The organism is Anaerolinea thermolimosa, assembly GCF_001050195.2.
In the GTDB taxonomy this organism is placed as follows: domain Bacteria; phylum Chloroflexota; class Anaerolineae; order Anaerolineales; family Anaerolineaceae; genus Anaerolinea; species Anaerolinea thermolimosa.
The window spans coordinates 1,707,369-1,727,905 of sequence record NZ_DF967965.1; the positions used below are offsets into that span (position 1 = coordinate 1,707,369).

The 20,537-nt window shown below is 48.6% G+C and carries 18 protein-coding genes, 1 tRNA gene, 1 pseudogene and 1 riboswitch; all 20 genes and pseudogenes read left to right on the forward strand.

Going from position 1 to position 20,537, the window contains the following annotated elements:
* The first annotated feature begins 70 nt into the window (after positions 1 to 70).
* A riboswitch (glycine riboswitch) is annotated at positions 71 to 169 on the forward strand.
* Positions 170 to 303: 134 nt separating this feature from the next.
* The 20 genes and pseudogenes from gcvH to ATHL_RS07845 all read left to right on the forward strand — a co-directional run bounded on the left by gcvH (position 304) and on the right by ATHL_RS07845 (position 20,517).
* Complete coding sequence (gene gcvH / locus ATHL_RS07745; RefSeq protein ID WP_062191790.1) at positions 304 to 696, forward strand: glycine cleavage system protein GcvH; 393 nt, start codon at positions 304 to 306, stop codon at positions 694 to 696.
* Positions 696 to 2,048 (forward strand): aminomethyl-transferring glycine dehydrogenase subunit GcvPA, encoded by a 1,353-nt coding sequence (gene gcvPA, locus ATHL_RS07750; protein WP_062191792.1) that lies wholly within the window; start codon positions 696 to 698, stop codon positions 2,046 to 2,048. Before gcvH ends, gcvPA begins: the two co-directional genes overlap by 1 nt.
* Positions 2,041 to 3,504: an aminomethyl-transferring glycine dehydrogenase subunit GcvPB gene (gene gcvPB, locus ATHL_RS07755; protein WP_062191795.1), complete on the forward strand. Its 1,464-nt coding sequence runs from the start codon at positions 2,041 to 2,043 to the stop codon at positions 3,502 to 3,504. Before gcvPA ends, gcvPB begins: the two co-directional genes overlap by 8 nt.
* Before the next feature lie 456 nt (positions 3,505 to 3,960).
* A complete protein-coding gene (locus ATHL_RS07765) occupies positions 3,961 to 5,112 on the forward strand; it encodes a metallophosphoesterase (protein WP_062191797.1) in 1,152 nt (383 codons plus the stop codon).
* A 5-nt stretch (positions 5,113 to 5,117) separates the two neighbouring features.
* Positions 5,118 to 6,554: a leucyl aminopeptidase family protein gene (locus ATHL_RS07770; protein WP_084001266.1), complete on the forward strand. Its 1,437-nt coding sequence runs from the start codon at positions 5,118 to 5,120 to the stop codon at positions 6,552 to 6,554.
* Positions 6,555 to 6,629: 75 nt separating this feature from the next.
* Positions 6,630 to 6,711, forward strand: a tRNA-Leu gene (locus tag ATHL_RS07775).
* A gap of 36 nt (positions 6,712 to 6,747) precedes the next feature.
* The gene (gene tig, locus ATHL_RS07780) at positions 6,748 to 8,244 is read left to right on the forward strand and encodes a trigger factor (protein ID WP_062191801.1); all 1,497 of its coding nucleotides are present in this window, start codon (positions 6,748 to 6,750) and stop codon (positions 8,242 to 8,244) included.
* Between the two features lie 28 nt (positions 8,245 to 8,272).
* A pseudogene (locus ATHL_RS19690) lies at positions 8,273 to 8,830 on the forward strand (ATP-dependent Clp protease proteolytic subunit); the annotation flags it as partial.
* Between the two features lie 69 nt (positions 8,831 to 8,899).
* Positions 8,900 to 9,505: an ATP-dependent Clp protease proteolytic subunit gene (locus tag ATHL_RS19695; protein ID WP_062192373.1), complete on the forward strand. Its 606-nt coding sequence runs from the start codon at positions 8,900 to 8,902 to the stop codon at positions 9,503 to 9,505.
* An 89-nt stretch (positions 9,506 to 9,594) separates the two neighbouring features.
* On the forward strand, positions 9,595 to 10,407 hold the full coding sequence (locus ATHL_RS07795; RefSeq protein WP_084001268.1) for an HAD-IIA family hydrolase: 813 nt from the start codon (positions 9,595 to 9,597) through the stop codon (positions 10,405 to 10,407).
* A gap of 1 nt (position 10,408) precedes the next feature.
* A complete protein-coding gene (gene rlmN, locus ATHL_RS07800) occupies positions 10,409 to 11,464 on the forward strand; it encodes a dual-specificity RNA methyltransferase RlmN (RefSeq protein WP_062191806.1) in 1,056 nt (351 codons plus the stop codon).
* Positions 11,465 to 11,478: 14 nt separating this feature from the next.
* Positions 11,479 to 12,396, forward strand: coding sequence for a signal recognition particle-docking protein FtsY (gene ftsY, locus ATHL_RS07805; RefSeq protein ID WP_062191809.1), 918 nt, complete (start codon positions 11,479 to 11,481; stop codon positions 12,394 to 12,396).
* A 14-nt stretch (positions 12,397 to 12,410) separates the two neighbouring features.
* Positions 12,411 to 13,506 (forward strand): peptide chain release factor 2 gene (gene prfB / locus ATHL_RS07810; RefSeq protein WP_114679478.1). Its coding sequence is split into 2 segments (ribosomal slippage): positions 12,411 to 12,476 and positions 12,478 to 13,506, totalling 1,095 coding nucleotides; the frame shifts between segments, so codons are not numbered across the junction.
* Positions 13,506 to 14,168 (forward strand): HAD family hydrolase, encoded by a 663-nt coding sequence (locus ATHL_RS07815; RefSeq protein WP_062191812.1) that lies wholly within the window; start codon positions 13,506 to 13,508, stop codon positions 14,166 to 14,168. Before prfB ends, ATHL_RS07815 begins: the two co-directional genes overlap by 1 nt.
* Positions 14,169 to 14,277: 109 nt before the next feature.
* Positions 14,278 to 16,497 (forward strand): RelA/SpoT family protein, encoded by a 2,220-nt coding sequence (locus ATHL_RS07820; RefSeq protein ID WP_062191813.1) that lies wholly within the window; start codon positions 14,278 to 14,280, stop codon positions 16,495 to 16,497.
* A 2-nt stretch (positions 16,498 to 16,499) separates the two neighbouring features.
* Entirely contained in the window at positions 16,500 to 17,795 is a 1,296-nt protein-coding gene (locus tag ATHL_RS07825; protein ID WP_062191815.1) for a molybdopterin molybdotransferase MoeA, read from the forward strand.
* Positions 17,792 to 18,223: a vitamin K epoxide reductase family protein gene (locus tag ATHL_RS07830; protein WP_062191816.1), complete on the forward strand. Its 432-nt coding sequence runs from the start codon at positions 17,792 to 17,794 to the stop codon at positions 18,221 to 18,223. Before ATHL_RS07825 ends, ATHL_RS07830 begins: the two co-directional genes overlap by 4 nt.
* 26 nt (positions 18,224 to 18,249) lie before the next feature.
* Positions 18,250 to 18,489, forward strand: coding sequence for a hypothetical protein (locus ATHL_RS18850; protein ID WP_062191824.1), 240 nt, complete (start codon positions 18,250 to 18,252; stop codon positions 18,487 to 18,489).
* 140 nt (positions 18,490 to 18,629) lie between these two features.
* Positions 18,630 to 19,847, forward strand: a complete 1,218-nt coding sequence (locus ATHL_RS07840; RefSeq protein WP_236822395.1) for an MFS transporter — start codon at positions 18,630 to 18,632, stop codon at positions 19,845 to 19,847.
* Positions 19,848 to 19,863: 16 nt separating this feature from the next.
* Positions 19,864 to 20,517 (forward strand): class I SAM-dependent methyltransferase, encoded by a 654-nt coding sequence (locus ATHL_RS07845; protein ID WP_062191829.1) that lies wholly within the window; start codon positions 19,864 to 19,866, stop codon positions 20,515 to 20,517.
* Positions 20,518 to 20,537 lie beyond the last annotated feature (20 nt).

A 20,537-nucleotide genomic window follows, 5' to 3' on the forward strand; every position in this document is an offset into this window, starting at 1 on the left:
AGAAAATCAAGCCGGTTACTTTTGAAAACCTTGACTTTTCACCCCCTCCCCCGTAGAATGAAAGTGAGCTCCGATCAACCGGGAAGAGATTCCTCATTTTTGAGGAACACCGAAGGGGCAAACCTGTCTACCAGGCGAATCTCTCAGGTAAAAGGACCCGGTTATGAACACTCTCTGGAGAGTCGCAAGACACCGAAGGGGCAAGCCCGCTTTTCCGGGTGAATCTCTCAGGTCAAAAACAGAGGGCGCGGTTTTAATCAACCGCGCTTTTCTACTTTAACTTTTCAATCAGGAGGAAACACTATGAATACACCCGCCGATCTGAGATACACCAGGACCGATGAATGGGTTAAGGTGGAAGGAAATATTGCCACCATCGGAGTAACGGATTATGCCCAGGATGCCCTTTCAGATGTAGTGTTTTTCGAGGCCGTGGTCAGTGTTGGAGATGAAATACGTGCCGGTGACCATATAGCTACTCTGGAATCGGTCAAAGCCGCCGCAGAGGTCAACTCTCCGGTTACCGGGAAGGTCGTCGCGATCAACGAAAATCTGGCAAGTTCTCCTGAGCTTGTAAACTCAGACCCATACGGTGCGGCCTGGATGCTTAAAGTCGAGTTGTCAGATCCTTCTGAAACAGCAAAACTATTAGCGCCTGAAGAATACGATCAATATTGCCAGACCAGGAGCCATTAATGTTCGCCCCACATACTCCCTCAGAGAGGGAAGAAATGCTCAAGGTCATCGGAGTATCGTCTATCGATGACCTGTTTCGTGATGTGCCAGAAAACTTTCGTTATCCACAGTTAAACCTTCCACCTGCGCTAACCGAAATGGAGGTTGTGGCGGAGCTAAACGAAATAGCGATGAATAACCTGCCCGCCAGTGAAATGCCCTGTTTCCTTGGCGCCGGGGCATATCGTCATTACATACCTGCAGCAGTGGATGCATTACTTCAACGGGGAGAATTTTTTACAGCGTATACCCCCTACCAACCCGAAGTCTCACAGGGAACTCTCCAGGCGATTTTTGAATATCAAACCCTGATCACCGCCCTCACCGGAATGGATGTGGCCAACGCATCTCATTACGATGGCGCAACCGCTGCGGCTGAAGCCGTCATCATGGCGTATCACAACTTCCGCGGGAAACGCACCCAGGCGGTCGTTTCTCCATCTCTTCATCCCCAATACCGCCAGGTGATTCGTACCTATACCCAGGGATATTCCGGTTTTTCCATCGTTGGAGATGAACTTGCTGCAACCGAGCCGTTGACCGGACCAGATACCCTGCTGGCAAAAATCAACGAGAATACAGCCATCGTCATCGTGCAATACCCCGACTTTTTCGGGCGAATTTATGACTACACGCAAATCGCTGCCGCGGCTCATGCTGCAGGTGCTCTTTTCTGCGTGGCGGTCAATCCCATTGCACTCGGCTTGCTCAAACCTCCTTCCGAATTTGGGGCTGATATTGTTGTCGGCGAAGGGCAACCCCTGGGAATTCCATTGTCCTACGGTGGTCCATATCTTGGCATTCTGGCGGCTCGCAAAGAATACGTCCGGAAACTGGCTGGCCGTCTGGTTGGTGAAACCATTGACGCTGATGGGAAACGGGCTTATGTGCTCACTTTAACCGCTCGCGAACAACATATCCGCCGTGAAAAAGCTACCTCCAACATTTGCACCAATCAAGGGCTTATGGCCCTGGCATCAACCATCTATCTGAGTCTGCTGGGAAAAACCGGTCTCCGTCAAGTAGCTGAGTTATGCTATCACAAAGCACACTATGCCGCCGCTCAGATTTCGAAAATCCCGGGTTTTCAGGTGTACTCAGATACCCCCTTCTTCCATGAATTTATCGTTCAGTGTCCCGCCCCGGTAGAAGAAATAAACGATTTTCTTTTTGAAGAGGGTATCCTTGGTGGTTATGATTTGAGCCAGGACTATCCTTCATTGCCCAATGCAATGTTAGTTGCGGTAACCGAGCTGACCGGTAAAGAGGATATTCATGCCCTCTGTAAAGCTCTGGAGGAATTCCATGCCTGAACCAACCATCTTTGAACTATCATCACCTGGTCGCACCGGGGTTACCTTCCCGACCTCTGACGTCCCCGAATCTCCCTTGCCAGTAGATTTTTTACGCTCCGATTTGCCGCTTCCAGAAATGTCGGAGGTGGACGTCGTTCGTCATTTCACCCGATTATCAAAACTGAACTATAGCATTGACCAGGGGATTTACCCGCTGGGTTCATGTACCATGAAATACAATCCCAGGGTCAACGAGATGGTGGCTCGCTTTTCGGGATTCACCCAAACACACCCCCTTCAACCTCTGGAAACTGTTCAGGGCAATTTATACCTGATGTATTTACTTCAGGAATGGTTGAAAGAAATTGGCGGATTTGCCGGAGTTACCTTGCAACCGGCGGCCGGCGCTCAGGGAGAACTCACCGGTATTCTTATCATGCGTGCCTATCATGTGGACCGGGGAGATACCCGTCGCACCCGAATTCTCATTCCAGACTCCGCTCATGGCACAAATCCAGCCTCCTCGGCAATGAGTGGTTACGAGGTAATTAATATCCCCACCGATCCCCGGGGAAATATCGACTTGAATTTCCTGCAGTCCGTCTGTGATGATCGGGTCGCAGGAATAATGATCACCAACCCCAACACCCTTGGTTTATTTGATCAAAACATCATTCCTGTCATCCAGGCAGTCCATCGAGTCGGCGGATTGGTCTATGGGGATGGAGCCAATCTTAATGCTCTCCTGGGGATAGCTCGACCTGGCGACCTGGGAATCGATATTATGCATTTCAACCTCCATAAAACCTTTGCCACACCCCATGGAGGTGGAGGCCCTGGTTCAGGGCCAGTAGGTGTTGCTGCTTCTCTGGTTGACTTTCTCCCTGGCCCAATTGTCAGCATGGTTGAAGAAGGTGATGAAGACATTCCCCCCTTCTTCGGGTTCGTTCAACCGGCAAAATCTATCGGAAGGGTAAAATCCTTCTTTGGGCACTTTGGTATGATGGTGCGGGCTTTCACGTACATCGCCATGCATGGGCCAGAGGGATTACGCAAAGTTGCAGAGAATGCGGTTTTAAATGCCAATTACCTCCTTGCCCGCCTGCGAAACACTTATCACGTTCCGTATGACCGAATCTGCATGCACGAGTTTGTCCTTGAAGGTCGTTGGAAGGAAGTGCCAGAAATTATCGCCCTGGACATTTCGAAAAGATTAATGGATTATGGCATTCACCCTCCCACCAATTATTTCCCATTAATCGTTCATGATGCGCTAATGATTGAGCCAACCGAAACCGAGTCAAAAGATTCCCTGGATTATTTTGTTGACGCGATGGAAAAGATCGCATTCGAGGCCAGAACCCATCCCGAATGGCTCAAGGAAGCTCCTCATCAAACCCCGGTTCGTCGAGTAGACGAAGTCAAGGCGGCTAAAGAACTGGTTTTGTGCTGCCAGCCAATCGATCGAGAATAGTTTCAGGTAAAAAAATGGGCGGGAAACAAACCCGCCCATTACATTTTCATTACAGTTTATAACTGGCATAGAAATCGTTAATCAGGGAACTGTATAATCTTGAAAAGTCGTCGATTTAATTTTTTTACCGCGAAAGGAGGTGGTGGCTTTATGTGCAAAGCCCGGCTAGAGAATGGCCAGGGTCTTCTTGAATACGCACTTATTATTATGCTTGTTGTCATTGTAGTCATTGTCGTCCTGGCCTTGCTCGGTCCCAAAATCGGTGAAATGTTTAGCAATGTCGTTCTTCAAATTTAAAAAAGGCTTTCAATCCAGACCCATTATGACTGTTCAGAGAGGCATTCGGGAAAAGGAACTCGAGTGCCTTTCTGTATTTTTTCAAAGAGTTTCATTCTTTCTTGCCATGAGACCTTCATCAGTGTATGATTATCAAACATTCTGCTCGCGAGGAATTTTGTGGAAATTGAAGATTTTCGCCATGTCCGCCATTTTCCGGGAACAGAGGGAAATCCTTTTGACCGCTGGCTTCGGGTATTGGAAGATTTACAAAAGCTCCCTGCTGTGATCTTCCTTCTCATTTTATTTTTTATCTCCTGGCTTCCTTTGCATCATGAGCCCACCAAAGCTCTCCTCCTCTTTATATTTTTTTCTTCCGATTGGCTCTCTTTGTCCCTCTTGCCACGTTTCAACCGATCATTTGGTCCCCCGCGTCCTCCGACCCTCCTATTAGCCTTATTTCGGCTTCCCTTTGCATTCGTTCCTTTACCGTTTTATCTCATCTTCCAATTAACAGGCAGTCTTCTCGTATTTTATGGTTTCTGGATTGAACCCCATCGATTAACCCTGACAAAAGAGAAACTTGTTACGCCCAAACTACCAGCCGATTTTTCACTGCGCCTTTTACACCTGGGTGATCTTCACATAGAACGCATAACCCAGCGCGAAATAAAGCTCAATAAGTTAATCCAAAACCTGCAACCTGATCTCATCTTATTCTCTGGCGATATCCTTAATCTTTCTTATCTGGAAGATCCACAGGCCATTCAGGATGCAATCAAGGTCATTTCTGAGTGGAAGGCTCCACTAGGGGTATTCCTGGTGTCAGGGAGCGAAGCGGTTGATCTGGCTCACGTCATTCCATCTCTAATTAATCAGACCGGCCACACCTGGCTAGATAATCAGGTCATCACACTCGAACACCGGGGAGCCTCTTTTGATTTGATTGGAATCACCTGTTCTCACCGTCCTTTCGTCGATGCTCCGATTCTTGAACATTTACTCAGTGAATTACCGGATCGGTTCCGGATTCTCCTTTACCATAGCCCCGACCTTGCCCCCAACGCAACGAAGATGGGGATTGACCTGCAATTATCCGGGCATACACATGGCGGACAAATTCGTTTCCCATGGATCGGCGCCTTTTTCACCGCCTCTCTATATGGGCGCAAATTTCAATCTGGCCGCTATTCCCTGGATTCAATGACTCTTTATATCACCAGGGGAATTGGGCTGGAAGGAAAAGCTGCTCCCAGGGTGAGATTCCTTTGCCCGCCAGAAATTATCTTATGGGAAATAACTGGAAAAACCAGTAATTCAAACACGAGGTGAACAACATGACGTCCATAACAACCAGACCTCAACAATGGATAGATATCCAGTTAACTTCTTCCGTGGAAGGTGCCGTCCCATGGTTAATCCGACCATTTCTTGCATCGGAACAACCTTCCATCAGCGAACCCGGTAAAAATCCTGGCGACATCCTTGTAGAAAAGGGTGAAAATGCCCTTACCCTTTGGGTTTCATTAGGGATGGCCAGTAAACTATCACCCCAGGTAATCCGTAATGCGGGAGGTTCTGCCGGAAAATGGTTGCTTTCCGGAAATGCCGATTCTGTGGCCCTCTACTCCCAGGATTTTGAAGCAATCTCGATCGAAGAAGCACTCCTCCTTTTTATTGAGGGTGTCAAATTGGGGGCTTATCGGTTTAATCGATATAAAACCGGAGAGAATCTTTCTCCTCGCATTACCTTGAAAATCATCACGGATCACAATCAGGCTCTGGAAGAAGCCATCCATAAGTTGAATATTGTGACCGATTCGGTTTTGTTAGCCCGTGAATGGGGACATGAACCTGCCAATGTGATAAATCCCCCCCGGCTTGCCGAACTGGCACAGACTCTCGCACACGAATACGGACTGAAATGTACCATCCTCGATGAGAAAGACCTTCAAGAAATGAATGCCGGGGCTATTCTCGCCGTCGGAAAAGGAAGCCAGACGTCCCCTCGCCTGATCATCCTCGAATACCCTGGAAAAGCTTCTCAGAAACCCCTGGTACTGGTCGGCAAAGCATTAACCTTCGATTCTGGAGGGCTCTCTCTAAAAGACACCAACAACATTCAGGGGATGAAATATGATAAATGTGGGGGAATTGCTGTTTTGGCAACTATGGTTGCAGTAACGCGCCTCGGGCTGGAACAACCAGTGATTGGCGTCATCGGAGCGGCCGAAAACATGATTTCCGAAAACGCCTACCGGCCAGATGATATCGTCTCTACGCTCTCAGGCAAGTCAGTAGAGATCATCTCAACGGATGCAGAAGGCAGGCTCGTCCTTGCCGATGCTCTCACTTTTGTACAAAAGCAATTTCAACCTTCGGCGATCATCGACCTCGCTACTCTTACTGGAGGTGTCATTGTTGCCCTGGGGCGCGTTCGGGCTGGATTAATGGCAAATAACGATCACCTCGCTCAGACTCTGTTACAGGCCGGGAAAGATACAGGTGAATTGCTCTGGCAATTGCCCCTCGATGAAGAATATGACCAACTGACTAAAGGCGATGATGCGGATTTAAAAAATTCCGGTGGACGAGAAGCTCATCCCATCCTTGGAGGAATCTTTTTAAAGCAATTCGTGGATGACTCGATTCCCTGGGCTCACCTTGACATCGCTGGAATGGCCGATACCCCTAAAGATTTACCCTGTTGCCCAAAAGGGGCAACAGGTTTCGGAGTTCGACTTTTGGTTCATTTTATACAAAAACTTACATGAAAACCTTTCACTTCATAGAATGCAGCCGGTGAAAACAACCCGGAAGCTCACCTATGGTATAATCCAATCCCGCAAGGGGAAGTGCTGGAATTGGCAGACAGGCATGATTTAGGATCATGTGCCGAAAGGCGTACGGGTTCAAGTCCCGTCTTCCCCATTGTATCTATACCACACATACAACAGGAAGGCTACCTTGAAACTCGAAATTATTGATCGTGACGATCACCAGAAGCAAGTAATTGCAGAAATTGACAACGAATCATTTGAGCGATTTAAACACCAGGCCGCCAGAAAAATTTCGAAAGAAATTCGCATTCCAGGTTTTCGCCCCGGAAAAGCCCCTTACGATGTAATTCGTCGGGTCGCCGGAGATAAAGCCATCCAGGACGAAGCCGTCGAATTGATGTTGAAAGAAATATATCCAAAAATCCTGGAAGAAGCCGGGATTGATCCGTATGGCCCGGGGAAAATTGATGAAATTCTCAGCCTCGACCCGCCCAAGTTTTCATTTATCATTCCATTGAACCCTTCTGTCGAATTGGGGAATTATAAAGAAATCCGGCGTGAATATAATGAGCCCGTGATCACCGATGAAAAAGTAGAAGAGGTGATCGAACGTCTCCGCCGCCGCATGGGGGTCGCTATTCCAGTGGAAAGGCCTTCTCAACCCGGGGATTTAGTTGCCATAAAAATGTCAGCTCGCTTATTGAATCCCGAAGAGGGGGAAGAAGCCGTCCTGATTGAAGAAAACACCTTCGAAATGGTCGCGGGAATGCCAGAAGATCATACCGATGAGAATGGAAATGAGTGGCCTTTCCCGGGGTTCGTCAATGAATTGGTTGGTTTGCAGGCCGGAGAAAAGAAGACTGTTCTCCATACATTCCCTGAAGACGATTCCGATGATGATCTTTCCGGAAAGGAAGCCGAATTCGTCATCGAGGTTGAGAGCGTCAAGGAAATTCAAAAGCCGCAGCTGGATGATGATTTTGCAAAAACAGTTGGCGGTTTCGAGACTGTAGAAAATTTACGCAAGACCATCCGGAATCAGCTCCAGGACAGCGAAACCAGCAAATATAACCAGGAATATTTCCAGGCTCTCATCGAAGAACTGGTGAACGGTGCTACAGTCCAGTATCCGCCTGTTGCCCTCGAGGAAGAAATTGAGCACGTTTTGTCTCATTTCCTCCAGGATTTACAACAGGAAAAGATGGATTTCGATACTTACCTGAAGACGCGCGAATTAAGCCGGGAAGAATTCATTGAACAAGAAATTAAACCCGTCGCAGAAAGACGCTTAAAACGCGATTTGGTGTTAGAGGAATTCGCCACCAGAGAAAATCTCCGTTTCCGGCCGGAGGAACTTGTATCCATTTACAACATGGCACGCGAACAGGCACGTTCTAACGATCTGTTTCGTACCTTCCGAAAAGGGAAAATGGATACCCGCACCTTAACCGATACTCTTGCCCGTTCGACCATTAATGAGTTATTTAACCAGCGATTAACCTCCCGGTTGCGGGCCATCGCCACCGGTCAGGCAGAGCTTGCCCAAAATACCACTCAATCCGAGCCTGGAGAAACCGCAACGAATGAACAAACAGTAGCCTCTCCTGAACCAGAGGTGAACGAATCCGAGCAGGCTACTCCAGGGGTCGAATCGGATCTTTCCCAATCAACCGTCCAGGAATAACGCCCTTTATGAGCTTGAAGGAGTGCTCATGCCAAACCTGAATTTTTCATCCGTCATCCCCATGGTGATCGAATCATCAGCCCGGGGAGAACGTGCCTATGATATCTACTCGCTCCTGTTAAAGGAGAGGATTATCTTTCTGGGCACGCCTATAGACGATCAAGTTTCTAATCTGATCGTCGCTCAGCTACTTTTCTTGAGTCGGGAAGATCCCGATAAAGATATTCAGATGTACATTAACTCGCCCGGGGGGCTCATTTATGCGGGCCTGGCGATTTATGACACCATGCGAATGATCCCTAATCGGATTAGTACCGTTGCAGTTGGTGTCACCGCATCATTTGGCACCGTTCTTCTGGCTGCTGGTTCAAAAGGCCAGCGATATGCGCTTCCCCATGCAACCATTCACATGCATCAACCGCTGGGAGGCGCTCAAGGGCAGGCAACGGATATTGAAATTCAAGCAAGAGAAATCCTCCGCCTGAAATCCATGCTCAATGATATCCTCGCTAATGCCACAGGGCAACCCATGGATGTGATTGAACGTGACACTGAGCGAGATTTTTACATGGATGCCTACCAGGCAGGGTCGAATCGGATCTTTCCCAATCAACCGTCCAGGAATAACGCCCTTTATGAGCTTGAAGGAGTGCTCATGCCAAACCTGAATTTTTCATCCGTCATCCCCATGGTGATCGAATCATCAGCCCGGGGAGAACGTGCCTATGATATCTACTCGCTCCTGTTAAAGGAGAGGATTATCTTTCTGGGCACGCCTATAGACGATCAAGTTTCTAATCTGATCGTCGCTCAGCTACTTTTCTTGAGTCGGGAAGATCCCGATAAAGATATTCAGATGTACATTAACTCGCCCGGGGGGCTCATTTATGCGGGCCTGGCGATTTATGACACCATGCGAATGATCCCTAATCGGATTAGTACCGTTGCAGTTGGTGTCACCGCATCATTTGGCACCGTTCTTCTGGCTGCTGGTTCAAAAGGCCAGCGATATGCGCTTCCCCATGCAACCATTCACATGCATCAACCGCTGGGAGGCGCTCAAGGGCAGGCAACGGATATTGAAATTCAAGCAAGAGAAATCCTCCGCCTGAAATCCATGCTCAATGATATCCTCGCTAATGCCACAGGGCAACCCATGGATGTGATTGAACGTGACACTGAGCGAGATTTTTACATGGATGCCTACCAGGCAGTCGAGTACGGCGTGGTAGATAAAGTTCTGGAAACTCCGCAAAAGTAGGCCGGTTCGTTCCTGTTCTATTCGACTACTAAAGCCCAAGCCGGATACGGATATCCGGCTTGGGCTTCGATAAAGTACGAAAGGGATATATGGATTTTTCAGAAATTAGAGGGGTAATTCTGGATATGGATGGTGTCCTGTGGCGAGGGGACTATCCTTTAGTAGACTTGCCCGGCTTCTTTGCCCGGTTAAAGTCTCTCGGTCTAAAGATAGTCCTCGCCACCAACAACTCAACCCGAAGCGTCCCCCAGTATTTAGAAAAACTCAGGGGCTTTGGAGTTATGCTGGGCCCCGAAAATATCGTGACATCTTCAATGGCAGCTTCCAGTTATTTAAGCCAGAAATACCCTTCTGGAGCGCCAGTTTACGTGATTGGAGAGGTTGGCCTCAAAGATACCCTCCGCGAATGGGGATTTCACTATTCTGAGGCCGAGGATGTTGTCGCCGTAGTCGCCGGTCTAGATCGCAACTTAAATTACAATATCCTCACCAAAGGTGTACAATTAATTTATCATGGTGTTGAATTTATCGGCACCAATCCCGATCGGACATTCCCCTCTCCTTCCGGTCTGACCCCGGGAACCGGTGCCCTGCTTGCGTTCATCCAGGCTGCCACCGGGAAAAACCCTGTTGTGATGGGAAAACCGGAACCCTATCTTTTCCAGCTCTCTCTCCAGCGTATGGAGCTGTCTTCGTCTCAGGTATTGGTCGTTGGTGATCGACTCGATACAGACGTCCTCGGGGCACAGCGGATTGGCTGTAAGAGTGTACTCGTTCTAACGGGAGTAACCACACCTCAGGATATCCATCCCCCACATTCTGTGCAATCCATCCTCCCCGACTTTATCCTCAACAATGTCGATGAACTGCCCAACCTGATCTCCAATCCCCATAAGGTCTAATATGAAAGACCGTCCACGGTTAATTTACGACTTAAGTTTTAACGACCTTCTGGGTCTGATGCAGCAATGGGGATTGCCTCGCTACCGGGCCGTTCAAATCTGGGAAGGACTGTATCGTTCTCTCTGGAAGAGTCCGGATGAATTTATCACCTTGCCCGGGAATTTGCGTGAACGACTATCTCAAGAATTCACCTTTCAGGCGCTTCTGCCTGGTGCCGAGTTACATTCATCCGACGGCGAGACCATAAAGACCCTATTTCACCTCCGAGATAACCATGCCATCGAGGCAGTTCTAATGCGGTATAAAACCCGCCGAACGCTTTGCATTTCCACGCAGGCTGGATGTGCCATGGGATGCGTCTTTTGTGCAACCGGGCAAATGGGGTTTAAACGTAATCTTTCCTCCGGTGAAATCATTGAACAGGTGCTTTACTACGCCCGTCAGCTCAAGGCACATGGAGAAGCAGTATCGAATATCGTCATTATGGGAATGGGAGAACCCTTTCATAACTACGAAGAGACCCTTCGAGCTATCGACTGCCTTAACCACCCGGAAGGATTTAACCTTGGCGCTCGCCGTTTCACCATTTCGACGGTAGGAATCATCCCCATGATTCGAAAGTTTACTCAGGAAAATCGTCAGGTGAACCTGGCAGTCAGTCTTCATGCTGCCGATGATGAGACCCGTTCATCGTTGTTGCCAATCAACAAAAAATATCCCATCTCAGAATTGATTTCTGCCTGCCGCGATTATGTCTCCCAGACTCATCGACGAATTACCTTTGAGTGGGCATTGATTCGTGATGTTAATGACACCCCCGAGCAAGCTCATAAATTGGCCAGTCTTCTGAAAGGATTACTCTGCCACGTCAATGTCATCCCCCTTAATCCCACTCGCCGTTACCAGGGAGAAGCCACCACACGCGAGAGAGCAGAAATGTTTTGTGAAATTCTCAGTCAGGCCGGCATCCCCTCCACCATTCGCCTGCGCCGTGGCATTGATATTCAGGCTGGATGCGGGCAGCTGGCAACCCAAAACACCTCCATTGAAGGATGATATAATTTCGGCCAATGGCAACTACATTCTTTTCACGCTGGAAAACAGGGCTGGAGCGCACTCGAAAAGTTGCGTTTGGTCGTTTGTCTCAGCTCTTCGGGGCAACAAAAATCACTGAAGATATATGGGACGAACTTGAAGCCATCCTCATTCAGGCAGATCTCGGCGTAAATATCACCCAGCAAGTCATCGCCACCTTACATAAACGCGTTTTCGATGAAGGACTTACCCAGCCAGCCGATCTCCAGAAGGCTTTACAGGAAGAATTACTCCAGCTACTTGAACCCGCTCCACATTTGGATTTTTCCCATGAGCATCCCGCTGTGATTCTTCTGGTCGGGGTAAACGGATCAGGGAAAACAACCACCGCTGCAAAACTGGCCGCACTGTTTACCAGTCAGAAAAAGAGTGTCATCCTTGCCGCGGCTGACACCTTTCGGGCAGCTGCTGTGGATCAGCTCCAGGTTTGGGGAGAAAGGCTCAAGGTGCCGGTAATTGCCGGGCAACCCAATGCCGACCCTGGCGCCGTCGCTTATGATGCTGTTCAGGCGGCCATTGCCCGTAAAGCAGACTACCTGCTTGTAGATACAGCAGGACGCCTTCACACCCGGACAAACCTGATGGAGGAGTTAAAGAAAGTCTATCGTGTCATTGGTAAAGCCTTACCCGGAGCACCCCATGCCACCTGGTTGGTTTTGGATGCCACCACCGGTCAAAACGCATTGAACCAGGCCAGGTCATTTAAAGAGGCTGTGAATGTTACCGGGATCATCCTCACGAAACTGGATTCCTCAGCTCACGGGGGAATGGCATTTGCCATTCAAAATGAACTGCATCTACCCATCCTGTACGCCGGACTCGGTGAAAAACCCGATGATCTCCAGGTTTTTGACCGACAGGCTTTCGTGGAAAACATCTTTGAACCCAGATAGGCCCTGGAGGACTCATGCAAGATTTAGTTGAACGTTTACAGACCATCCAGAAAAAACTCCTTGCGCTTCAGGAGCATCTTTGACTTAGCCAAAAAACAGGAAGAAATTACCCGGCTGGAATCCAGGACTGAAGACATTCACCTGTGGGATGACCCTGCGGAAGCCCAAAAGGTGATGAAAAGACTTTCTGCCTTGCGCGACGAGGTGGAACAGTGGAACACTTTAAATCAGAGAATACATGACGCCCTGGAGCTGGCTCAGCTTGATGATGAGAGCATTCGCAGCGAATTAGAACAGGAATCCACCCACCTGGAAGATACAATCGCTCGATTAGAAATTCAAATCCTCCTCGGTGGAAAATATGATCGTGGGAATGCTCTGCTTTCCATCAATGCCGGCGCAGGCGGCACAGACTCACAGGATTGGGCCGCTATGCTCCAGCGAATGTATCTGCGATGGTGCGAACGGCGCGGTTACCAAACGGAGATCCTTGACCTTACAGAAGGAGAAGAAGCAGGGATCAAGTCCGTAACCATTGCAGTTAATGGGCCTTACGCCTACGGGTATTTAAAGGCTGAAAAAGGTGTACATCGCCTGGTCAGGCTCTCGCCTTTCGACGCCGCACATCGCCGGCATACCTCCTTTGCTCAGGTTGAGGTTTTACCGGAATTGGAAGACGACGATACTGCCATACAGATCAACCCCGACGATTTACGCATTGATATTTACCGATCATCCAGTGCAGGGGGACAGAACGTCCAGAAAAACGCCACCGCTGTTCGCATCACCCATCTGCCGACCGGCATAGTCGTTTCCTGCCAGAATGAACGGTCACAAATGCAGAATCGTGAAAATGCCATGCGTGTCTTGAGGGCAAAACTGGCCGAATTACAGCGAGAAGCTCAGGAGCGTCAGATGGCTGAACTGCGCGGAGAGTATATCAAGGCAGAATGGGGCAGCCAGATTCGCTCCTATGTGTTACATCCCTATCAGATGGTCAAAGACCATCGCACAGATTTTGAAACCGGCAACACCCAGGCAGTGCTTGATGGGGAAATCGACGGTTTTATTGAAGCTTATTTACGATCTTCCATTCGTTCCGAAACCTGATGCCCACGCTGAAAGCAATTCTTTTTGACTTCGACGGCGTAATCATCGATTCAGAAACCCCGGAATACCAGATCTGGCAAAGCACCCTTGCCAGATTTGGTGTTCGTTTACCTCTCCATGAATGGGCCCGTGGTGTTGGGTCTTCCATCGAAGCCTTTGATCCACTCACCTATCTCGAGGAAAAAATCGGCCACGCAGTCGATCGCCAGGCCCTCCTCCAGGAACATAAAACGAAGCTAATGAAAGCATTGCAAGACCAACCTCCGTTACCTGGAGTGCAAGAAACCATCCTGAATGCTTGTCGTTTGGGTTTGCGTTTGGCCATTGCATCAAGTTCATCCAAAACCTGGGTAACCTCACATCTGGAAAAATTAGGGTTCATTTCCTGTTTCCATGCAATTTGCACCCGGGAAGATGTGCCTGAAGTTAAGCCAGCACCCCATTTATATAACCTCGCACTTTATCGTTTGGGTGTACACGCTTCAGAAGCGATTGTCATTGAAGATTCGCCCAACGGGATTCTTGCCGCAAAACAGGCAGGAATTTTTTGCATTGCCGTTCCTAACCCTGTCAGCTCTCAACTCGACATATCGGGTGCAAACCTCATCTTGCCCTCCCTGGAGCACTTAGACCTTAGCCGTTTCCAGCTACCAGACGAATGAAGTCCCTCCCCGATCGTTTCAATTTACTTTTTGCCCCTTATACGGTCTTGCAAATCAACACAAAAGGTGAGTATATTTAACCAACCTGGAAGTACCGGTGGGATAAAACATGGGCATTGATGATTTATTGAAAAGCCTGCCAGAACAATACACAGCGGTGGATCGCGAATTGATCCAACGCGCCTATCAGTTCGCCGAATCAGCCCATGAAGGCCAGAAGCGTCTTTCAGGTGAGCCTTATATCACCCATTGCCTGGCCGTCGCCTCGATTCTGGCCGATCTTCGCGTTCCGCCGGTCATCATTGCCGCTGGCCTGTTACATGATACCGTTGAAGACACCAAAGTAACCCTGGAGGACATCCGGTCTGAATTTGGAGATGAAATTGCTCGCCTGGTTGATGGTGTTACCAAACTGAGTAATTTGCCCAGGGTCTCCCGTGGCGATCAGCTCTACACCGAACAGAAAGAAGGAGAACCTGCCGAACCTGAAGCTGCCGATACTGATTTTGCTGATGATACACGCCGAAAACAACTAGCCCAGGAAACTTTACGAAAAACCTTCCTGGCCATGGGAGAAGATATCCGTGTAGTGCTTATTAAACTGGCTGATCGCCTTCACAATATGCGCACTCTCTGGTATATGCCAGAGCATAAGCGGAAGCGTATCGCTCAAGAGACTTTGGATATTTTTGCCCCACTGGCAAATCGTCTGGGTATCTGGCAAATCAAATGGGAACTGGAAGACCTGAGCTTTCGACACGTCAATCCGGAGAAATATAAAGAAATCGCCGAGTTACTCTCTCAGCGTCGCGCCGATCGAGAGAAACAGGTGACAGAAATTATTAATCACCTGAAGACCACGCTGGAACAGGCAGGAATCACGGCCGAAATTTCTGGCCGCCCCAAGCACATCTATTCCATATATCGAAAAATGCAGGAAAAATCGCGGCCCTTTGATATGCTCATGGACCTTCGCGGGGTACGCCTGATCGTTCCAACGACCCAGGATTGCTATTCAGCCCTTGGCGTCATTCATACCCATTGGCGGCCTATCCCCCATGAGTTTGATGATTACATTGCCGCTCCAAAAGATAACAACTACCAGTCCTTACATACTGCAGTGATTTATGATGATGGGAAGCCCCTGGAAGTTCAAATTCGCACACCGGAGATGCACCAGAACGCTGAATATGGTATTGCAGCTCACTGGCGGTATAAAGAAAAAAGCGGGCGCATTGGTGAAGAATATGAACAACGCGTGAACCTGCTTCGGCGATTAATGGACTGGCGTCAGGAAGTGACCGACGCCGCCGAATTTATGGACGGGATGAAGACAGACGTCTTTCAAGACCGGGTTTATGTCTTCACCCCGCGCGGTGACATCATCGATTTACCTCAAGGCTCTACCCCCATTGATTTTGCCTACCACGTCCACACCGAAATTGGCCATCGCTGTCGCGGCGCTAAGGTGAATGGTCGCCTGGTGACCCTGGATTATGAGTTGAAAACCGGCGATCAGGTCGAAATCCTCACCGCCAAACACGGTGGGCCCAGCCGTGATTGGTTGAATGCCAACCTTGGGCTGGTAAAAACCCAACGCGCTCGCGCCAAAATTCGCAGTTGGTTTAAATGGCAGGACCGGGAACAAAACCTCACCCAGGGTAAGAACATCCTTGATCGAGAACTCCGACGCCTTGGGATTGAGATAGACATCGAAAAATTGGCCCGGGCATTTGACTTCCGCACCCCGGAAGAGCTTTACGTGGCCATTGGCTGTGGCGACATTACGATCGGGAAAATCGTCAACAAAATCATCGATCTGGGGAAAGAAAAAGTTTCTGATCCATTGCTCGTTCCCCATCCAGCACTTGACGAAAGTAAAGTGCAGCAAGCAACAGTTACGGTACTGGGTCTTAAGGGGATCCTCACGACCTTCGCCCGGTGTTGCAAACCCGTTCCCGGGGACGAGATCATCGGTTATATTACCCGGGGGCGCGGTGTCACCATCCATCGGCAGGATTGCCCCAATATTCTCAGCCTTCACGAACGAGATCGCATCATTCGAGTCTCCTGGGGTTCGGCACCTAAAACCTACCCTGTGCCGGTTGAAATTAAAGCCTATGATCGCCAGGGATTAATGGGAGATATTTCCACAATCCTGGCTGAAGAAAACATTAACATTTTAGATGTCAATCTTAAGGTCAGCCACCATCTGGCAAATTTACGTCTGGTTTTGGAAGTGGGTGATATTGCTCAACTCAGCCGGGTACTGACCCGAATCGAAAATTTACCCAACGTCACCGAAGCTCATCGGGTTAAGCCCGGATGAGCATGAGTTTTTCAGTATCGATGAAAGCAGATGCCATGGACAAGCTTCTATCAGTCAGAGAGGCACAAGAACAAATCATCGGGCATTTTGCACCGTTGTCATCCATCGAAATCCCATTACTGGATGCCCTCGGCCGTGTACTGGCAGAACAGATCATTGCCCCTTTGGATTCACCATCTTTCTCAAATTCAGGAATGGATGGATTCGCTGTAAACAGCGCAGACGTCTCGTCTGCTTCTTCAACAACTCCGATAACCTTAAAATTAGTAGGGGACATTCCAGCGGGCTCTTCCCCTGTAAAAAACATTGAGGTCGGGCAGGCAGCTCGAATTATGACTGGAGCCCCTCTCCCTCCAGGGGCTGATGCGGTTGTTCCGGTTGAATATACTGATGCTTATCTCCCAGAAATGAACCGGTCGGTTCAGAAATTATCAGATGTAGTCCGCATCTATCGCCCTGTAAAACCCGGAGAATATGTTCGTCACCAGGGTCAAGATTTTCGAAAGGGAGAGAAGATTTTTGAACCCGGCAGGAAATTATCACCTCAAGATATTGGATTGCTAGCGTCGCTTGGCTACACGAAAACAAAAGTTCATAAACAACCGAAAGTAGCCCTGTTTTCCTCCGGCGACGAGCTTCGTCTCCCCGGCCAGGCCCTCGAATACGGTCAGATTTATGATGCTAATCGATTTCTCCTTTATGGGTTGTTGATCCAATCAGGCGCACAGATTCTTTCCGTGGAGACTCTCCCTGACGACCCATTCATCATTGAACAGTCCCTGGACAGAGCCATCCAATCCCATCCCGATTTCATCCTCACTTCCGCGGGGGTCTCAGTCGGTGCGTATGATTTCGTCAAACAGGTCATTCAAACCCATGGCCATCTCGATTTGTGGCGGGTCAATATGCGTCCGGGAAAACCTCTAGCTTTCGGGTCCTACCGGGGCATACCGGTGATTGGGTTACCGGGGAATCCTGTGTCTTCATTTGTAGGTTTTTTAGTGTTCGTACTCCCCATATTAAGAAAATTGCAAAACCTTCAGCCTTTCTTACGTACCATCCTCCTGGCCACCCTGCAAGAAGAAGTGTCATCCGATGGTCGAGAAAGTTACCTGCGGGCTCGTCTTGATCAAACCAATCCCGCAGAACCCAAAGTTTTTCTTGAGGGTCACCAGGGATCGGCGAATCTTTATGCTTTAACCCGTGCAAATGCTTTACTGATTCTTCCGTCTGGAGTAAAATCGCTTCCTGCAGGTGCAAAGGTTGAAGTATGGCCACTGGATAACATGATTCGATGAACCTTAACCAAACCCTTAAAAATGTCTCCATTTTATCGGCATTCATTGGCTGGGTTGATTCAAGTTATCTTGCCTGGGTAAAATGGACAAATTCAACGGTTGCTTGCCTTCCAAACCTTGGTAACTGCAACGCAGTAAATAGCAGCCGCTTTTCGCAAATCTATGGGATACCCATTGCATTCCTGGGGGGAGTGGCCTACTTACTGATCCTGGTCTTTCTACTTTTGGATAAAGAGGGACACCGCTCTAATCAAACTTTCTTACTGGCTATTTTCGGTTTGAGCCTGGTTGGGGTGTTGTTTTCAGCGTACCTTACCTATATCGAAATTGCCGTACTAAAGGCGATTTGCCCTTATTGTGTATTATCGGCAATAACCATTTTGCTGATTTTTATCTGTACCTTGGTACGAATAAAAACTTTTGGATAGTTTGATCTCTATAACTGGAGGATCTCATGCCCCGTATTCGATGTCGCTACCTCGACTGTGTCTTCCTCGACGAAGGTTATTGTAGCGCTGCCCTGGTTGAAATTGACCCCGATACCGGCTGCAACACTTATAGCCCGAATGCTGAAGCTGCCGTTGAGGATGAATGGGACGAAGAAGAGGAATTGGAAGAATGGGAGGATCTTGAGGAGGAAGAAGGCGAGGAGGATGCCGATCTTTGGATCGATGATGACGAAGAAGAATATTAAATCGACATAATGATCCCACACCTCCCTGCTTCCGAAGTGTAAACCAAAAGTATCCTTCGGAAGCTTTTTGTACTTGGCTGAGACAGTCTATGGATGAAGAGATCCGAAAAAATTTTCGGTTTAATTATTTTGTGAATGTGATGGACGGAGCCTTTTTTGGTTTTGGCCTGGGTTTTGCTTCCTTTTCAACTGTGCTTCCTCTGTTCATCTCATCCATGACCGATTCTGCGATTCTCATCGGCCTGGTGATGGCTGTTCATTCTTTAGGCTGGCAATTACCTCAGCTCTTCATGGCTAAATCTATTGCCCGTCAAACACAGTATAAACCCATGGTGGTTTTGCTGACCATTCATGAAAGAGTACCCTTTCTCGGGCTAACTCTCATTGCATTGCTTCTTCCAAAAATTGGCGTAACCGCTGGTTTGACACTTACTTTTCTCATGCTCGCCTGGCAAGGTTTTGGTGGAGGATTCACGGCCAATCCATGGCAGGTGATGATTCATAAAGTCATTCCACCCGATTACCTCGCGACATTCTTCGGTGTCCAGGGGGCAGCGGCCAACCTTCTGGCAAGTGGAGCTGCTATTATCGCCGGAACCATCCTCGATCGACAGCCATACCCCAGTAATTATGCGCTTGTCTTTGCCCTCACGAGCGTCTGTTTGTTGATTTCCTGGTTTTTTATTGCATTAACGCGTGAACCAGAACATGAAGTCAATCATGAGGAGGTCGTCCAAAATTCCGTCATCAGAAATGCACTGGAAATTCTTCGCAAAGATAGAAACTTCACCTGGTTATTGGTCAGCCGCTTTCTAAGCCAGTTTGGTGTGATGGGGTTTAACTTCTATGCCGTTCATGCAGTGAAAAACCTTGGTGCCTCCGAAACTCAGGCTGGGTTGATGACGAGTATCTTGATGATCTCTCAGGTAATAATGAACATTTCTCTCGGTTGGTTGGCAGACCGCTGGAGTCGGCTGAATGTTCTTAAGATTGGATTCATCGCCATGGGGTTAAGTGCCACAGTGGCCTGGGCTGCTCCTTCCTTCAACTGGTTTTTCCTGGTCATGGTTCTTACCGGCGTTTCCAACACAGCATTATGGACCATCATGATGGCTCTCACCCTTCAGTTTGGAGATGATACCAATCGTCCCATCTATGTAGGAATGGCAAACACATTGATTGCTCCCTTCACCATTTCTGCCCCGTTGATCGGCGGATGGCTGGCCAACCAGACCGGTTACCAGACCACATTTTTAGCCTCTATTCTCTTTAGCATTCTGGCAATCATTGTCTTACAGCTTCGTGTACATGACCCCCGAGAGAAATTCTCTAACACTCCGCAATCGCAAGAAGTCTGAGCGGTGATTTTATCCAATGCTTGATTTCTTGTTGAAACTTTTCTTCCATCATCTCTATCATTCATTCGCCTGGGTTTATGATTGGGTAGCCTGGGTGGTTTCTGGAGGAGCCTGGCAAAAATGGGTAGCATCGATTGAACCGTTGGTCACCGGAGAAAATATCCTGGAACTCGGTTTCGGTACCGGTCATCTCCAAACCATCCTCACCAGCGGTCATAAAGCTGTTTTTGGAATAGATGAAAGTAATAATATGGCCAGGATCGCCCGCCGCCGATTCAGACACTTCTATTCAAAAAACCCGAACCTCGTTCGTGCCAGAGCTCAATGGCTTCCCTTTCCAGGCGCGAGATTTGATACCATTGTGTCCACCTTCCCCACTCCTTACATTACCCACAACCAAACCATAGAAGAAATTTACCGTGTCCTGAAACCTGGCGGAGTTCTCATCATTTTGTTCGCAGCCATGCATCATGAAAATCACTGGGTCGGACGCTTTTCCAATGGGTTGTTTAAAATTTTCAGACAACGCCCTTCAGATACGGATGCCTTCCAGTTGAAAATAGAAAATCTATTTCTCACAGCTGGATTCACCCCCCAGGCCCAATGGCATTCCATTCAATCCGGAAAGCTTTTCATTCTCAAGGCCAGAAAACCACCGGCCTTATCTTGAATTTATGACAAAGCTCGCCG

Excerpts from the sequence above, each read along its gene's own strand:
- gcvPA (WP_062191792.1), top strand. The coding sequence starts at position 696 with ATGTTCGCCCCACATACTCCCTCAGAGAGGGAAGAAATGCTCAAGGTC.
- ATHL_RS07795 (WP_084001268.1), top strand. The coding sequence starts at position 9,595 with ATGGATTTTTCAGAAATTAGAGGGGTAATTCTGGATATGGATGGTGTC.
- ATHL_RS07840 (WP_236822395.1), top strand. The coding sequence starts at position 18,630 with ATGGACGGAGCCTTTTTTGGTTTTGGCCTGGGTTTTGCTTCCTTTTCA.
- ATHL_RS07830 (WP_062191816.1), top strand. The coding sequence starts at position 17,792 with ATGAACCTTAACCAAACCCTTAAAAATGTCTCCATTTTATCGGCATTC.
- ATHL_RS07770 (WP_084001266.1), top strand. The coding sequence starts at position 5,118 with ATGACGTCCATAACAACCAGACCTCAACAATGGATAGATATCCAGTTA.
- gcvH (WP_062191790.1), top strand. The coding sequence starts at position 304 with ATGAATACACCCGCCGATCTGAGATACACCAGGACCGATGAATGGGTT.
- ATHL_RS07845 (WP_062191829.1), top strand. The coding sequence starts at position 19,864 with ATGCTTGATTTCTTGTTGAAACTTTTCTTCCATCATCTCTATCATTCA.
- ATHL_RS19695 (WP_062192373.1), top strand. The coding sequence starts at position 8,900 with ATGCCAAACCTGAATTTTTCATCCGTCATCCCCATGGTGATCGAATCA.
- ftsY (WP_062191809.1), top strand. The coding sequence starts at position 11,479 with ATGGCAACTACATTCTTTTCACGCTGGAAAACAGGGCTGGAGCGCACT.
- ATHL_RS07815 (WP_062191812.1), top strand. The coding sequence starts at position 13,506 with ATGCCCACGCTGAAAGCAATTCTTTTTGACTTCGACGGCGTAATCATC.
- ATHL_RS18850 (WP_062191824.1), top strand. The coding sequence starts at position 18,250 with ATGCCCCGTATTCGATGTCGCTACCTCGACTGTGTCTTCCTCGACGAA.
- gcvPB (WP_062191795.1), top strand. The coding sequence starts at position 2,041 with ATGCCTGAACCAACCATCTTTGAACTATCATCACCTGGTCGCACCGGG.
- ATHL_RS07825 (WP_062191815.1), top strand. The coding sequence starts at position 16,500 with ATGAGTTTTTCAGTATCGATGAAAGCAGATGCCATGGACAAGCTTCTA.
- rlmN (WP_062191806.1), top strand. The coding sequence starts at position 10,409 with ATGAAAGACCGTCCACGGTTAATTTACGACTTAAGTTTTAACGACCTT.
- ATHL_RS07820 (WP_062191813.1), top strand. The coding sequence starts at position 14,278 with ATGGGCATTGATGATTTATTGAAAAGCCTGCCAGAACAATACACAGCG.